This window comes from Halobacillus sp., assembly GCF_049282395.1.
Taxonomy (GTDB): Bacteria; Bacillota; Bacilli; order Bacillales; family Halobacillaceae; genus Halobacillus.
The window spans coordinates 1-16,838 of record NZ_JBAPTY010000185.1 but is presented as its reverse complement, the minus strand read 5'-3'; the positions used below and the strand labels follow the sequence as shown (position 1 = coordinate 16,838).

Here is a 16,838-nt window from a genome sequence, read left to right as displayed (position 1 = left end):
CGAGGAAGCTCATGGCAAAAAGGAGGATCGACTAAAGTCGCCACGTCCTGTGGCAACGTCGATCGACCCTACGTCGTGTAGGGCCATAGGAAAGTGTTCAAATGTGGAATCACCCCGAAAGACACGAACAGCATAAGCCGAGCATCAAAAGGATGGTGGTTTTTCCGTCCGTTGATGAACGGCTTAAGTCTCGAGTGTCTGGGTGATGGAACAAGACGAGTTATTTCCCCACCAGCCATTCTCTATATAACATAATGGACCCGAATCATCTCGAAACTGAGTCTTCAACTATCCGGGCCTTTACTTTAATAACCCGTTAATTAACAACATATCGAAATAGAAAAAAGCATTTGAGATTGTTATCTCAAATGCTTTTTCTATCTGTCGGCTTATTATAAATCCAGTGATTCAGGAGTATCTCCGTCTGCATTCATTAGACGGATTGTTTCCGGCATAATCTCAAGAACAATATAATCTGGATCCCCTTTTCCTGAGAACCAGCGCTCCATTTGTTCCGTCCATAACCAGTCCTTCATCTTCTGATCATCACGGATCTTTGCCTGCCCTTGTACTTCTAGATACGTATCTCCGTAACCTTCACCTTCATAGCCTAATAAGATATGAACATGAGGGTTTTCCTCGATTTCCTCTGCTTTATGAGTATCTCGGTCTGTGGGTGTGAAGAATGTGAAATCCTCATCATTTGAAAATGTCATGTAACGGGCATGAGGTTTTTTATTCTTTACGGTAGATAGTGTTCCTACTTTATGCTGATCCATAACGTTATAAATTTTCTTCTTTAGTTCTTCTTGATTCAATGGTATTCTCCTTTCATCTAGCTGATTATAATTCCAGTTTTCCCCTCCAGTTGTTAAATATAAACATCCCAGTAGGTTATTTAGCTGCTAAACCATATAGCGCTTGGAATGGAGAATTTGGTGTAGTTTTCCCTTTCTCTACAGTGGGTATGCTAAAGTGAAGCTGTTTTTATAATTGACTCTTATTGATTTTTTTATTATATTTCAGCGATAGTAATTTTCAGGAGGAAACTTAATGTTCTTGAATGTGTTCAGTAGTAAAAAGAAATTCATCCTCATTCTTCTTTCTTCCCTTCTTTTAGGGATTTTTATATTTTTAACGAATTCTAAACCTACAAGTTCAGAAAAAAACGGTGAAATTACTCCCACCGTCTTCGTGCACGGCTTTAAAGGAGGTCCGGGAACCTTTAATACGATGATGAATCGCCTTGAGCAGCAAAATGTGGGCTCAAAGCGCATGGTCGCTTATGTATCCCGACAAGGACATGTGACCTTAAGTGGAAGTCTTCCACCTAGCATGGAACCATTTATCCAGGTTCTTTTTGAGAATGATCGTGCAAGTCTAAAGCAGCAAACTATCTGGCTGCAAGAAGTCTTCCACCGATTAAAAGAACGTCATGGTATTCAGCAGATCAATCTTGTTGGCCATTCTATGGGAGGATTGGCAGCCACTAACTTTTTGCTACATTATCAGAAAGACCAATATCCCGCAGTGCAAAAATTAGCTGTAATTGCCAGCCCTTATAAAGGAATTAATAAAGAAGGTTACTTTGAGGTGCATTCAGGGCCGGCTGCTAACGATCTAAAACCGGATTCTGAAGCTTTGAATTCGATGTTACGTAGAAAGGAATTCTTTCCTGAAGGTGTAGATACACTCGTCATAGCTGGCGTTATCAATCCAGCAGAAGAGGAGAGCGAGCATTGGGACGGACTTGTACATGCTTCAAGTGTAAGATCGATGAAGTCAATTGTACCCTTTGGCAGTTACAGAGAAGAAATTGTATTTGGCAAATCCGCCACCCATTCTGGTTTGCATGAGCATCCCGAGGTAGATCGGTTACTTGGAGAGTTTCTTTGGGAAAAGCCAAACAAATAGAAAAAGAGACCAGCCTGAGAAAGCCGGTCTCTTTTCTTTATTTCCGATGAAAAATTTCAAAAAAATCTAGAAATGCTTGAAATATTGCTACGGATTGGAAGGTAATCAAGCTTAACGCCGTCAATGAAAAGAACCCGATAAATAAATACCGCATAGAAAATATTGCATGGACCCAGACCACCGCAATCCCTCCTCATTGAATCACTATATGAATCGTTGTTCCTTATCATACTCCTTTTAACGAAATTTTCAATCTCTTTTTTTTGTCGTAATTACCACCACATACTAATTCCGCGATTCTGTTTAGGGTAAAAAACAGAATCGCGGGCTTAGTGTTGTATTTTTTATGATCAGAGCCTAGTCCGCGATTTTATGATTGTACTAACTTAATTTTGCTTCTCAAAAATAAAAATCCACATAAATGTAAGGGCCTGCTTTAAATCTTCATCCAGATGTGCGATTTGATTCTCATCAACCCCGCGTTTGTACACCCCTTGACCTCCCGTATATTTCCACCCAGTTTCTTCAGCCAGTTTAGCAAGCTCCCATGGCATCATCGTGTTGCAAATTACTTTTTCACCATATACTCTTGGATAGCTATTCATCCTCGGCATGGCCGTTGGTCCCAGTATTCCAATACAAAGCTTGCCTCCCGGACGTAAGATCCTTTTCATTTCCTCAAGTCCCTGATGAGGAACTTCAATCCACTCCAGAGAATTAATAGCCATGATGCCATCGTAGCTTTCTGCAGCGAAAGGCAGCTTCGTCAAATCTCCCTGCGTAAAGTTTAGTCCTTCTGTTTGTAATCGTTTCGCTGCTCGTTCAATCATATCTTTAGAAAGATCTACTCCCGTGACCTTGTACCCTTCCTTATACAATTTATAAGAGCCATATCCATCTCCACAGCCCAAATCAGCAACAGTGTTACCCGTGGGAAGGTGATTTTTCAGTAAAGGTATAATCGTTTTACGGCTTCCCTCCTCCCACATCGTCTGACTACGCTGATTCCAAAACTCCGCCCGCTCATCCCATTGTTTAGCGGCTTCCTGGTGCCAATTAAATGTTCGTTCCATATTTTCGAATCCCCCTGTTTATCTATTTCCTTTATTATTGTATAGTTCACCATAGAGTGTTCATTACCTTTATTATAATAAAGCAATTGATTTTTGGAAAATTTTTTGAGATGAAAAAGAGCGTCCTGGAAGCTTCCTCGTGGAATAATATGGGTTTTGAAGAGGGAGTTTACTATCAAATCATTTGCACATTCCTTTTATCTTGGTTATGATACAAACACAATATAAGCTAATAAAATTACTACAAAACACTATATATAGTATTTGCGAATCAAAGATGCCATCAGGCTTAATAGGGAATCCGGAGAAAGCCGGAACTGCCCCCGCAACTGTTAGCGTTCGCGAAATGGATCATCCACTGTGCCCAGGTACGGGAAGGACCATAGTAGAATCGAACGTAAGTCAGGAGACCTGTCTTTATTCGCTGAAGTTTCAACTTCTTCGGGGATTGAGAAGATGAAGCGATAGAATGAGGTCTTCATATGGTTTATTTGCCTCGTTCTATGGTTTCATCCGCTCAATAAGTGAGCGGATTTTTTTATGTCTGAAATTACTTAGGAATAAAAAGGAGTACGAATACATGAGCGTTCAATCTATGCAAACAGAATGGGAGCAGAAGCTAGTTGACATTCAAAAAGAATTTCCCCAGTTGGATGTGGGACGAATCCTGAAAAAAGTTCCGGGCCTTGGACTAGGTCAGATGAGTGATGAAGAGAAATCCAAAGCGTTAATACTTGAGTGTTTGGCTGAAATGGACGAGTCAGCTCCTGATTGGACCTTTGCCGCGAGCAGCATTCACTTGGAACAAATGTACAAAAATTCCGCTTACAACCGCAGGGAGGAGAGCGCCTATAAAGGATTTTATTCATTAATCGAGATTTTAACGAATGAAGAAGTCTATTCAAAATCCTTACTTGCTGATTATTCCAAAGAGGAAATAAATCAACTTGAAGCTATCCTTGCCCCTGAACGTGATCGCTTATTTACTTATATTGGTCTTAAAACTTTAAGCGATCGATACTTAGCACGTTCCAAGTCCAAAGACATATATGAACTTCCGCAAGAACGGTTTATGATCATTTCGATGGTAATCATGGCTCAGGAGAAAAAGTCAGTACGGATGGGACTTATAAAAGAAGCCTATTGGGCTTTAAGTCATCTATACATGACCGTCGCTACCCCTACTCTAGCTAACGCAGGAAAAAGATATGGCCAGTTAAGTTCTTGTTTTATAGAAACGGTAGACGACAGTCTTCAGTCCATTTATGACAGCAATACAGACATAGCGAATTTGAGTAAACACGGCGGAGGAATTGGCGTTTATCTCGGCAAAATCAGAAGCCGTGGAAGTGACATTCGAGGATTTAAAGGGGTTTCTTCAGGCGTTATACCTTGGATGAAGCAGTTGAATAATACGGCAGTCAGTGTAGATCAGCTCGGGCAGCGTCAAGGAGCGATAGCCGTGTATCTGGATATATGGCATAAGGACATTTTCCCTTTTCTTGACAGCCGTTTGAACAACGGTGACGAACGTCAGCGCACCCATGATTTATTTACCGGCGTATCAATACCAGATGTGTTTATGGAAGCTGTAGAAAATCGTGAAGACTGGTATTTATTCGATCCTCATGAAGTTCGTGACGTTATGGGCTTTTCATTGGAAGATGCTTATGATGAAGAGCGCGGCAGAGGAACCTTCCGCGATAGATACGAAGCATGTGTAAATCATCCGGAACTATCGAAAGAAAAAGTAGCTGCCATAGACGTTATGAAAAGGATTATGGTAGGACAGCTAGAAACAGGCACACCTTACATGTTCTACCGCGATGAAGTAAACCGAATGAATCCGAACCGTCACGCAGGGATGATCTATTGCAGCAACCTATGTACCGAAATTACTCAGAACCAGAGCCCAACCCTTCAGGAAGAACAATATTTAGAAGAAGGAAAAATTATAACGGTTAAAAATCCGGGGGATTTTGTAGTATGTAATCTCTCTAGTGTTAATCTCGGCCGCGCCGTACCTGAAGGGGTTTTAAAGCGTCTAGTATCCATTCAGGTAAGAATGCTGGATAACGTGATTGATGAAAATACCATCCCGGTTCTGCAGGCTCAAATGACAAATCAGTCTTACCGAGGCATTGGTCTTGGCACCTTTGGCTGGGCCCACTTGCTTGCTCAAAAGAAAATAGCATGGGAATCTGAACAAGCCTTGAAGTATGCGGAAGAAGTGTACCAGGCAATTGCCTATTACACCATTGAAGCCAGCAGCGAATTAGCAGCCGAGAAAGGGAGTTATCCCTTATTTGAAGGATCTGACTGGTCTACAGGAGAATTCTTTGTTAAACGGGCGTTTGATCAAAATGAGGATTGGAACTGGAATGCCTTAAAAGATAAGGTTCAGAGAGATGGAATACGGAATGGATATTTAATGGCCGTCGCTCCTAATTCCAGTACTTCTCTGATTGCCGGAAGTACAGCGAGCATCGATCCAATCTTTAAACGTTTTTATTCAGAAGAAAAGAAGGATTATAAAATCCCGGTAACAGCCCCGGATCTCAGCCCGGAAACGTTCTGGTATTATAAATCGGCTTACGATATAGACCAGCATACAAGCATACAGCAAAATGCCGTACGGCAAAAATATATTGATCAATCCATTTCATTTAACTTATATGTTCGAAATTCTATACATGCTAAAGAACTATTAGATCTGCATATCCACGCGTGGAAATCAGGTTTAAAAACCACCTATTACACGAGATCCACTTCAAGTCAGGGTGGATACGACGAATGCGAAAGCTGCTCTTCATAAAAGGAGGACAAACATATGAATGAAACCATTCAAAAACGAAAACTAGTTGACCACCATGCCCCTAATTCTTCTACAGGCATTATTAACGGCAGAAGCTCTAACGTACTTAACTGGGATGACACCCGCTATTCCTGGGCGTATCCTATGTATAAAAATATGCTGGCTAATTTTTGGATTCCCAATGAAATTAATATGAGCAATGACTTAAAACAATGGGGCACCCTGTCAGATCAGGAGCAGGCAACGTTCAAAAAAATCATTGGACTTCTTGCCTTTTTGGACTCTATTCAAACGGACTACTCCGGAAAGATAGCCGATTATTTAACTGACTCGAGTTTATCTGCGCTCATGCAAGTATTAGCTTTCCAGGAAGTGGTACACAATCAATCCTATTCATATGTATTATCGACTCTTGTGGATCAGGATGAACAGGAAGAGATTTTCGAATACTGGAAGCACGATGATGTCCTTATTGAGAGAAACCAGTTCATTACAGATGGGTATCAGGCTTTTGCGAATGATCCCTCTGTAGAAACCTTTTTAAAGTCTATCGTTTACGATGTTGTCCTGGAAGGCTTATTCTTTTATGCAGGATTCGCTTTCTTCTATAATCTGGCACGCAACAATAAGATGGTATCGACCAGCACTATGATCAACTATATAAATAGAGATGAACAGATTCATGTAAGCCTGTTTGGCCGGATATTTAATGAAACATTAAGTGAAAACTCGCAGCTGGACGAAAAAAAGCACCGTCAGTTTGTCACAGATACATTCCAAGAGGCGGTGGAACTTGAAATCAAATGGGCACATCATATTATAGGAGACCGCTTCCCTGGCATTCCGATCGGCGACCTGGAAGATTATATTCGATTCATGGCCAATAAACGATGCCGCTTACTGGGGGCGGAAAAGCCTTTTCCTGAGTATAAGGAAAATCCTTTAAAGTGGATTAAAGCTTATCAGGAAGTCGACGAAGGCAAATCAGATTTCTTCGAACAGAAATCCAGACAGTATACTAAAGTATCCGAAACCAATGGCTTCGACGAACTTTAAAACTAAAAAAGGAAAAATAAACCACCTCAGGTCATCCAGATTATGGATGACCTGAGGTGGTTAAATATGGTACGTTCTGGCTATTTTTGCATTAAATGCGAACAAATGTTCTTGTTTATATTAAAAATATGGTATCCTTATATATAGATACCGTTCTTTAAGGATTGGGTTAGGTGGCGATAGAAAAGGAGTGATGCCAGTTATGAGCACATATGAGGCGCTTATGGTTATGTTGGCGTTCGGGACATTTATCATTACACTCCTGGCGCTGATCATAAAAATGAACAATAATAAATAGACCCTTTCACATAAGTGAAAGGGTCCTCAACCGAAAAGAAACGAACGGTATCCAATCAGGTCACAGTCGCAGCTGTGGCCTGATTTGCTTTTATTATAGCACACTCCGCGTAAGCCGAAAGCAAAAAAGCAACGATCTATTATTTCTATTGGTCCCTCAGTATTATGGTGTATTATCCGGCTCGTCTTTCTTTCATCTGATATTCTATATGCAAAAGATTAATATAACCAAGACGCAAGTAAAGATCCCCGAGCAAGTCTCCTTCTGTCTTCGCTTTTTTCACGTGAAACATCCCTCGTACTGGAAGCCTCATCGTCCACTCCCCTAGTGTAAAGTAGATTCCTTCATCTCCCCGGCCATCTTCACGCCGCATGGTTTCTAAAAGCAGCCCGCCTTTTCCATCTGTCTCAAGCCGTCCAATAACCGTCAGAACTGCACGCGGTACAGGGAAACCTATATTAAAATAGGTTTCACCTGCATGTTCATGAAAAGAATATAAAGCTGTATTTAGCGGTTCCTTTGTTTGTTTATTACGTGTTATCCACGCTCTCACCAAGTTTCGACCATCTTTATAGTCAGAAATAGATATAGCTTCTCCTTGAAGTGCCACACATCCAGATGGCGGAAGTCCCCATTGGCTTATCCGGCCGGCTATTGTTCGAAATCCTCTTGCCCATTGAATAGATGCTTGAACATGAAAGTCACCGGTATGTAGGAACCACCTTTTCACCAGTGCATCAATGTATTCCGAATGAAAATGACGACTGTTAAAAGGACTCCAGTCATGAACAAGTCCTGTCACATATTCATGAGAAGCTGCCCAAGGTTTATAATTTATTTTAGGATTAATACTACCTCGTTCAGCACGTATATGACTAATAGGAAAAACGGTGTAGGCATGCCTTTTTGGAGCATGAACGCCGCGCCATGCCAAAGCAGATAAAACGGAAAAAACGGACGCTATCCACAGGCCGTGATAGCCAACGATTGTATTCAACTGCTGCCAATAAGCTTCTAACCAGATGTTCAAACTAGTGAATAAAGCAATCAACATAGTTCCTAAAAGAAGGAGAGATGCTGAACGCAAAGCCATCCCAATCCACAATTTAAAATAAACAGAGAGCCAAAACCACCATAAACAAAGCCAGACCAGAACAAGGAAATAAACCCCTGCTGTAATTGATGTAAAAGGAGCCACCAAACTTAAACCAGGACCAGTAATTAAAGGACCCGCCATCACTCCGGCTGCTAACCACAAGTACGGGGTAACCATAAAATTCTTTCTAATTCTGTTACATTCTGCACGGTAACGTCCAAAGAAACCTGTCACCAGCGGTACCACGAAAGCCGCATAATGATAGTGAACAACGGTGAGCTGAAGAATCGTCTCTGAATATGGAAAGATACCAGGCCATCCTGCACTGGAACATACCAGCCAACCTCCTCCAACCGCTATGTAAATCAAACCAATATCAATGACAGTTTCTTCGACAGGTCCGAACCCTCTTCCCAACAACCTCATGAAACCCCCAAAAGCGATGAGAAGTGTATAAAAAAACCAGACGGCCACCACCCTGCTTCATTTCCTGACGGCAGGGAAATGGCGATCATACCTGCAGCTGAAAAAGGTAAAGAGCAGCTCATCACGCTCCACAGCCATTTTTCCGGGCGGCTCCCCTCTGCACTCTGAACGGCTTCTTCCAGTAACAAGGGGACAAGTACAAGAAATGCAAAACCTAAGACCAGCTCAATACCGCTTCCTTGAAAAAAGATTACCCAGATTAGAAATAAAAATGCTCCAGCCAGGGCATTCCAACTTCCGGGATATTTCACAAGATTTCCTCCCCCTATCATAGGACGGTCATTTCATCCTCTTTTCTATATTTTATCAAACCCCGCCCCAGAAAGGTTAGCTCTACTACAGAAAAACGAGGCGCTCACTATGCACTTCTTCCTCTCTACTCAATTTAAAATTTCTAAAAACCTTAAGCACATCCTCCTTATAAGTTAAGGTTATTTTTCATTTCATCCAGTGATGCATAAATATCCTCTTTAATTTTAGGATTATAAAAAACAGCGGCTGGATGATAGAGCGGGATAATAAGATAGTTTTTTTCAGTTTCCACGTATTTTTCCTTCTCACGATCAAGCCGCATGACCGGGGTTCGAATTACTTTCCCTGCCAGTTCACTGATTTTGTCCTTTCTTCCCATCAATCGTTCATATGCTACACCTCCAAGGGCAATGATCACTTCAGGATCCATCTTCTCAATTTGGTAATCCAAGAGAGGAGCATGAGCCAGAATCTCCTTTTGATTTGGTTTCCGGTTTGCTTTCCTTTGTCCCCCTGACCCTTTTTTGGTAGTCTTCACCCATTTGTAAGGGCGGCTTCTCACTGCACTTGTAATATAAACGTCTTTTCTTTCTAAACCTATATAATTTAACTGTTTATCCAGTTCATCCCCCGCTCTGCCTATAAAAGGTTCTCCTTTTACGGCTTCATTTTCTCCTGGAGCCTCACCGACAATCATAATTTTACCGAATTCATCTCCCTGCCCCAGGACAAAACCTTCAACATCTAATCCTGCTATTCTTATTTTTGCTTCCTTAATTAATTCTTCCGGAAATTGCATGAATGACACCTGTCCCTTCCTTTTTTCTCATTGATACCTATATTCCACGGAAATGTATGTCCTACACACTGGAAGTTTTTAGTTTTCAACCCCCGTTAAAAGGAGTATTATTTGTAGGAGACCATTATCCTAGAAAATCATTGAAGGAGATCGATGATCATGCGTAAAATTTCCTCCTTTATCGTAAGATCCCACAAGTGGCTGCTCGCTTTTTGGATCATGATAACCTTAGTTATGGGTTATTTCGCTATTCAATTACCTTCTTTATTAGAAGGCGACGGGTTTCGCACAGATGGGGAATATGAACAGGTAGAAGAAAAATTAAATGAAGACTTTGATTTTCCTGAATCGACATTTCTACTTTTATTTGAAAATAAATCAGAGGATACCATCACTTCCGTATTAGAAGATATAAAGGATTTAGATATTGCCTCCCGTATTCAGTCACCGCTTGATGATGAGTCCATGCAGAATGACAAGACTGCTTATGCTTCTATCCATTTTTCAGAAGAGCCGGAAGATATGAAAGAAGCTATTCAACAGGTAGAAGAAATAACCGGAGAGGTAGAAGGGGTTTCTCTAACTGGATCCCCTGTGATATCTGAAGATATTAATAAAGCGAGCCAGGAGGATCTAAAACGTGCGGAGTTGATCGGGCTTCCGGTAGCCCTAATCATCTTAATTCTCGCTTTTGGAACAGCTCTTGCTTCTATTCTTCCATTAATCATCGGAGGAATCACCATTGTAGTCGGCTTTGGCATTCTGGCCCTTATTGGTCAGGATTCTCAGTTGTCCATTTTCATTTTGAATATTGCACCTATGATCGGCCTGGCCCTCAGCATTGATTTTGCTCTTTTATTTATTAACCGTTATCGTGAAGAACTATTGAAGCAGGAAAAAGCCGAAGCCTTGAAGACTACGATCGAAACAGCGGGACGATCCATCATTTTCTCAGCTGTCTGTGTGTTCATCGGTCTTGCAGCCATGAGTGTAATAGATGTAGATATCTTTATGAATATTGCCATCGGAGGATCTGTGGTTATTGTAGCGGCAGTACTGTGCTCCTTAACGCTTCTACCTTCGTTACTTTACGTATTTGGTGCAAACGTGAACAAATGGAGATTAATCCCCTTCCAGAAGGATACAACACCAAGATGGAGAAAATTTGCGCGTGGTGTAATGAAGCATCCCGCCTTGATTTCTCTCTCTGCTTTAGTGATTTTAATAATTGGTGTTATCCCTGTAACAAATATGAATTTATCTATCCCGACGATTAACGCCTTACCAGAAAGTTATGATTCTCGAGCAGCTTTTGAAACCATTGACGAAACATTTATGGGCTCTGAAGAGAGCACCGCTTACATCATTGCTGAACGAGAAGGTAAATGGCTGGGTGAAGATGGGTTAAAACAGATGAAAGACCTTCAGGAAAAATTGTCAGAACCAGAGATTGTAGCGGGTGTTGATACCCTGTACACCACAAGCGAGATAAATTCCCCTGAACAACTATCATCCGCTTTGGAACAGTCTGCATCACGACAACAGCTGGACCCTGCGATAGAGCAGTTCCTTTCAGGCGATCAGCTAATGATCCCTGTTCAATTAAATGTAGCAGCCAACTCTTCCGAAGCTCAAGAGCTCATGACGGACTGGTCGAACGATGAATGGGAAGTTTCCATGATGTTTGGGGGCCAGCCAAAATTCAATCAGGAGATTTATACGGAGATTTCCGACAAGATCGGATTGACTTTGGCAATCATTATCGTTTCTACGTTCATCATCTTGATGATCGCATTTCGTTCCATTATTATTCCTTTAAAAGCGATCCTGATGAATGTGATTGGACTTACCTCAACCTTCGGAATTCTTGTATGGCTCTTTCAAGGGGGGCACTTCGGTTTGAACGAAGCGGATATTGCCCTTATATTACCCGTTATTGTTTTCAGTCTTGTTTTTGGTTTAAGTATGGATTACGAAGTGTTTCTGATCTCAAGAATTCACGAGTTTTATCTGGAGACAGGTGATAATACAAAATCAACGATAGAGGGACTTGCTAACACTAGTAAAATCATTACCTCTGCGGCTCTTATTATGATTGTCATTACAGGAGCTTTTGCTTTTACCGGTGTCGTCCCGGTTAAGCAGATTGGAATAGGTATTGCTATCGCTATATTTATAGATGCAACCGTTATACGTTTGCTACTCGTTCCTAGTTTAATGAAGCTTTTAGGTGACTGGAATTGGCGGCTGCCTTTTAGCAGCCATAACCAAAAAGGTAAAAGAGTTTCCGAAAAAACCTAAAAAAAACTAATCGAAGAACTTTAAAGTTCCTCGATCAGCTTACAGCGGCTCCTCAGCCGCTTTTTTTATTTAATCTGAAAGACAAAGTAAGTCGTAACAAAATAACTTGCTATTATGAGGAAGGAAGGCCATAAATAGTTCCAGGCTTTTGCTTTCCTCCTGGAAATACTAAAGATAATCAACAGGATAAATATAATCGATGCTGCTCCTGTAAGTATATTGGCAGGACTTGAACCTTGAAGAAGATTTCCTCTAAAGTACATGAGATCCGTTATTGCTAGAATCATTAAATTAAAGGCATTACTGCCAAGAAGTGAACTAATTCCTAAATTAAAATTTCTCAGCTTAAGAGCCGTTCCTACACTGACTGCATCAGGCAGCGATGTGCTGATGGCAACAAGAAAGGCTCCAATGAAAGAAGCACCAATTCCTGTAATAGAAGAAATCCTTTCCGCCGTGATTGTCAGAACACTCCCAATAATCATGATTAATACAGCGGACACAATAAAATGGAATAATACCTGCTTATAGGTGTATTCGGAGTATTTTTTATTCTTGTCCTCTCTCTTTACTTTTCTGCCTTTATATTCTGTCCGGTCATTTATTAATTTTGATCCTATAAAATAGATTAAAATAGTCGCTATTGCTGTATAGCTGATATGAAAAATCTGCGATGGTAAAGATAAAGTCAATCCAAGCATGACAATCAACGTCATAAGAATGACCAGCCAGCCATACAGCTTACTTTCTACGGTAGCATGGGTTAAAATTTGATAGCGTCTGTAAACAATATCAAAGATAGCAAGCCCCATAATATTAAAAAGGTTACTTCCTATCAGATTTCCAACAGCCAGATCAGGACTGTCAATAATAATAGCCGTCACACTCGATGTCAGTTCAGGCAATGATATAGCTATTCCAATGATAGCTCCCATAAATGTTGATGATGCCCGGCTTTTTTCTTTAACAGCGTCTCCAAATACAGAGAGTCTTGAGGCTATAAAAAATGTACTTATCCCTGACAGGATAAATAATACGAATACTAACCAATTACTCATTCGATTAACTCCTTCATCTATTCATTCCATTTATAAATTATTTCAGCAACATTTTGTCACCTTTCCCTCTCCTTACCGTTCTTAAACAGTAAAAAAAAGGCCAGCAAAATGCCGGCCTTGGTGTGCTTTTATATCGTATTATTGTTTTACTGCGTTTTTTTCATCTTCTTTAATTAAGTCGGCTGTCAGCTGCCCTGAAAGTGTAACCATCGGAACGCCTCCTCCAGGGTGAGTAGAGCCTCCGGCGAAGTATAGTCCGTCATACACCTGACTTCTGGATGGAATTTTGAATCCGCCATTTGATTTCCGATCAGCAGCAATTCCGTAAATAGATCCGCCATTAGGTCCGTATAAGGATTCTAAATCCTCCGGAGTAAAGCGATATTCAAATTCAATAGAATCACTTAGACCTGTGAGTCCCATTCTTTCAAGCTTCTCTATGACTCTTTCCCTATACTTATCCCAGTCAATCGGCTTACGTTTTCCATCAGTCAGCGGCGGAACATGGGTTAATACAAATAAGTTGTCTTTACCCGCCGGTGCCTGAGTTTCATCGGACCTTGCAGAAATTCCAATATAAATAGTCGGATCATCTGCTGGTTTGCCCTGATCAAATATCTGTTTAAACTCTTTTTCAGGATCTTCGGAAAAGAAGAAATTATGGTGCTTTAATTCGTCGAATTTCTTATCAGTTCCAAGAAGCAGGACAAGCCCTGATACCGTTGGATCAAACTTCTTCTGAAGCGTTTTTGTTTCTTTTTTCACTTTGGATGTCTGCGGAGCCAGGCGGCGATAAGCAGGAATTGCCTCAAGGTTTGATACGACTACATCAGCTTCATGAATGACTCCCTCTTCCGTTTCAACTCCGACTACTGTCTCACCTTCTACCACCAGGCGCTGAACAGGAGTGTTCAGGTGAATATCTACGCGAAGTTCATCCATCAATCGACCCATGGCTTCTGCGATTTGATACATTCCTCCCTTAACGTAGTGAATGCCTAATCCCAGTTGCACATAGACCAGCTGATTTAAAATGGCAGGAGAAGAGTAGGGATTGGAACCTACATACATCACAAAGAAATTGAATAACTGCTCCAAATATTTATTATCAAAATGCTTATGCGTCGACTTGGCTACTGTATTCAATGGATCCATTTTCAAAAGCTCACTCAGCTTATGATGGCTTTTCAAATCTTTTAAGTCCTGAATACTATACTTATAGAAACTCTTCATACATAACTCATACATATCCTGTGTATAAGAAAGAAAGTCCGTAAGCTTACGGTTCGGGCGATCCGTAACTTTTGCCATTTCCTCAAGCATGCTTGGCAGATCACTTGTTACGTCAAGCTGCGTACCGTCTTCGAAAAAAGTTCTCCATTGCGGTTCCACACGCTCCACCGTTATGTAATCCTCAAGCTTACGGTGTACGCTCTCAAATAACTGCTCTAATACCCACGGCATGGTTAAAATGGAAGGCCCCGTATCGAAAGTAAAGCCTTTTCCTTCTCTTCGATTTAACTTACCACCAAGGTTGCTGTTCTTTTCAATTAATTTTACCTTATATCCGTCCCCGCTTAAACGGATCGCAGTAGACATACCACCAAGTCCTGCACCTACGACAATCGCTGTTTTCTGTTTCAACACTTCCACCTCCACGTTTAATAAACAAACGGAATCAAACGATATCTTGTTTGACACCAGCTTCGATACATCTCTCCATGAGCTTGCGTTAACATGGCTTCTTCAATGCGAATTCTATGTAGTAAAGCGGCTGCCAGCAATCCACCACAAAGAATAGCTGTCCACAAATTCCCCACTCCCAGACAAAAACCAACGATGATAAAGAACAGTCCTGTATATAAAGGATGCCGTAATTTCCGATAAGGTCCACTGCTTACTAGACGATCACCTTTCTTTACAGACACGTCCCTGGTAAACTGCTCGTTTAAATGAATAATTCCCCAGTAGCGTAAAGTAACTCCACCTGTAAAAAGAAGTAAACCAAACCACCACAGGGTTTCAGAGGCAATTACACCTATTTTCCATTCGCGCATCACGAGTGATAAAGCTACTGCCAAAATAACGGCAATAAGGATAAGGGGGAACGATTGGCGTTCCAGATGTTCAGTTTTAGAAGAACCACGATTGCGGAACAGAATGAATTCACCGACCCACAGGGCAGTTATCAGCAAAAAAATGGCTTCGAATGTACTCATGTATCCGAACTATTTCCGGTATAAAGCTTCTTCATAGCCATCTATTTCCCCCTCTTCTTTTTCATAGCTGCTACCCTCTAGCATTTCCCATAATCCAACCCGCTTAAACGGTTGAACACTCTCTGCGAACTGCTTGAAAGATTAAGAAACTAAATTTATGATAGATAAAACAGACTATAAAATACCCTGCACTCTATCTTCAAAGAGTTCTTTGACTTCTAAGGAGATGAATACAGCGAATGGAAATATTATATGCTACCTTTATTATAGCGGTTGTTCTCCTTACATTCTATATTATCTTTAAATCGCTGAACAAACAAAGTTATATCCTTATGATCATAATTGTTGTGGTATATTCAGCACTTTTAATTTGGAGCTTTATAGATTAAGAAAGACCGGTGCAAAAGCACCGGCCTTTTTCATTATTACTTCTCTTTTCTCTGTTTATTAATTGCTTCCCTGATATGATAGAGCTCTGCGTACATAGCTGTTGCATACACGCTGAGAATACTCAAAAACATGGATAAAACAAAAACAGATCCATCCAAATCAAACCCGAGCACGGAAGTGAAACCGACTATGGCTCCAATAATTACTCCGATCCCGGTTAAAAAGATGATTTTTTGTAACGTCACTGAATAAAACACCCAATCACCTCTTCCACATAATCTATGGTTAGTTATACCCTGCGCGGCCCTCGCTTACACGTAAGAGCTTCTCCAGTTATATAATGAAGCAACTTTTTTCTGTAATACTAGTTCTTACTTAAGATAAGCAAGTCAGCAACCTCATCATTTTATTTAAAGGCCCCGTTAAAGGATTTTGTTCAATGTTATAAGGAGAATGGTTTATTATCGGGGGGAACCAACTCGTCTTGTTGCATCACCCAGACATTCGAGACATAAGCCGTTCATCAACGGACTGAAAAAAAGCGAATCCTCCCCCGCAGGACCTAATTCTCTCACCAAAGTCTCGAAACTGAATCTTACACAAACGGGGTCTTATTCGTAACAAGTAACAGGGTTATTTAAAAGACCCTATTTAAAAAACCCCCACCGGCAGCTAGCTGCCCTGTGGGGGGAGTTTTTTATTAAGCACCAGCCCAGACATCTTTAGCAAGACGTCCTTCTAATTCAAGATTCTCTATCCATTCAACTGCATTTTCATAAGTCGTATCGTGTTTGTGTTGGTAACTTTTTATAATTTTTTCTATGACCGCGGGAGCCATATTACTTCCATCACCACAAATGTATAAGCAGCCTCCGCTTTCCAGCAGCGAAAGAACGGTAGATGCGTCTTCCCCTAGTCGATCCTGAACGTAAACTTTCCCTTTTCCTTCTATTCTTGAAAAAGCAGTATGAAGGGTAATAAGTCCTTTATCTACTGCATTTTCCAGCTCGTTCTTATATAAGAAGTCCTTTTCCGGGTGTCTGCATCCGAAATACAAATGCGCTTCTCCAAGACTATGACC

General features: G+C 40.9%; 12 protein-coding genes, 2 pseudogenes and 1 riboswitch. Of the genes and pseudogenes, 5 read left to right on the top strand and 9 right to left on the bottom strand.

Going from position 1 to position 16,838, the window contains the following annotated elements; translation table 11 throughout:
• Positions 1–392: 392 nt before the first annotated feature.
• Positions 393–818, bottom strand: a complete 426-nt coding sequence (locus WAM07_RS08515) for a pyridoxamine 5'-phosphate oxidase family protein (protein WP_422166053.1) — start codon at positions 816–818, stop codon at positions 393–395.
• 235 nt (positions 819–1,053) lie between these two features.
• On the opposite strand from WAM07_RS08515, the gene WAM07_RS08510 reads away from it, so the two are divergent.
• Positions 1,054–1,914 (top strand): alpha/beta fold hydrolase, encoded by an 861-nt coding sequence (locus WAM07_RS08510; protein ID WP_422166052.1) that lies wholly within the window; start codon positions 1,054–1,056, stop codon positions 1,912–1,914.
• A gap of 386 nt (positions 1,915–2,300) precedes the next feature.
• Here the strand turns inward: WAM07_RS08510 and WAM07_RS08505 are convergent, their stop codons facing one another.
• Entirely contained in the window at positions 2,301–2,987 is a 687-nt protein-coding gene (locus WAM07_RS08505) for a class I SAM-dependent methyltransferase (protein WP_422166051.1), read from the bottom strand.
• A 258-nt stretch (positions 2,988–3,245) separates the two neighbouring features.
• Positions 3,246–3,419, top strand: a riboswitch (cobalamin riboswitch).
• Positions 3,420–3,567: 148 nt separating this feature from the next.
• Between WAM07_RS08505 and WAM07_RS08500 the strand changes: the two genes are divergently transcribed.
• The 3 genes from WAM07_RS08500 to WAM07_RS08490 all read left to right on the top strand — a co-directional run bounded on the left by WAM07_RS08500 (position 3,568) and on the right by WAM07_RS08490 (position 7,156).
• Positions 3,568–5,802 carry a ribonucleoside-diphosphate reductase subunit alpha gene (locus WAM07_RS08500; RefSeq protein WP_422166050.1) on the top strand — a complete coding sequence of 745 codons (2,235 nt, stop codon included), beginning with the start codon at positions 3,568–3,570 and terminating at the stop codon, positions 5,800–5,802.
• Positions 5,803–5,817: 15 nt separating this feature from the next.
• Complete coding sequence (locus WAM07_RS08495; RefSeq protein ID WP_422166049.1) at positions 5,818–6,858, top strand: ribonucleotide-diphosphate reductase subunit beta; 1,041 nt, start codon at positions 5,818–5,820, stop codon at positions 6,856–6,858.
• A 193-nt stretch (positions 6,859–7,051) separates the two neighbouring features.
• Entirely contained in the window at positions 7,052–7,156 is a 105-nt protein-coding gene (locus WAM07_RS08490) for a putative holin-like toxin (RefSeq protein WP_422166048.1), read from the top strand.
• A gap of 172 nt (positions 7,157–7,328) precedes the next feature.
• Here WAM07_RS08490 and WAM07_RS08485 read toward each other — a convergent pair.
• Both WAM07_RS08485 and WAM07_RS08480 read right to left on the bottom strand, forming a co-directional pair.
• Positions 7,329–9,010 (bottom strand): annotated as a pseudogene (locus WAM07_RS08485) (YndJ family protein).
• A gap of 146 nt (positions 9,011–9,156) precedes the next feature.
• Positions 9,157–9,789, bottom strand: a complete 633-nt coding sequence (locus tag WAM07_RS08480) for a uracil-DNA glycosylase (protein ID WP_422166054.1) — start codon at positions 9,787–9,789, stop codon at positions 9,157–9,159.
• Between the two features lie 159 nt (positions 9,790–9,948).
• Between WAM07_RS08480 and WAM07_RS08475 the strand changes: the two genes are divergently transcribed.
• A complete protein-coding gene (locus tag WAM07_RS08475; protein WP_422166047.1) occupies positions 9,949–12,090 on the top strand; it encodes an MMPL family transporter in 2,142 nt (713 codons plus the stop codon).
• A gap of 65 nt (positions 12,091–12,155) precedes the next feature.
• Here the strand turns inward: WAM07_RS08475 and WAM07_RS08470 are convergent, their stop codons facing one another.
• From WAM07_RS08470 to WAM07_RS08450, 5 genes and pseudogenes are all read right to left on the bottom strand, one after another.
• Positions 12,156–13,148 carry a sodium:calcium antiporter gene (locus WAM07_RS08470; protein ID WP_422166046.1) on the bottom strand — a complete coding sequence of 331 codons (993 nt, stop codon included), beginning with the start codon at positions 13,146–13,148 and terminating at the stop codon, positions 12,156–12,158.
• A 138-nt stretch (positions 13,149–13,286) separates the two neighbouring features.
• Positions 13,287–14,792, bottom strand: a complete 1,506-nt coding sequence (locus tag WAM07_RS08465; protein WP_422166045.1) for a phytoene desaturase family protein — start codon at positions 14,790–14,792, stop codon at positions 13,287–13,289.
• Positions 14,793–14,809: 17 nt separating this feature from the next.
• Positions 14,810–15,367, bottom strand: coding sequence for a methyltransferase family protein (locus WAM07_RS08460; protein WP_422166044.1), 558 nt, complete (start codon positions 15,365–15,367; stop codon positions 14,810–14,812).
• Positions 15,368–15,792: 425 nt separating this feature from the next.
• Positions 15,793–16,014, bottom strand: coding sequence for a hypothetical protein (locus tag WAM07_RS08455; protein WP_089753749.1), 222 nt, complete (start codon positions 16,012–16,014; stop codon positions 15,793–15,795).
• A 443-nt stretch (positions 16,015–16,457) separates the two neighbouring features.
• Positions 16,458–16,838: pseudogene (locus tag WAM07_RS08450) on the bottom strand (NADPH--cytochrome reductase); the annotation flags it as partial.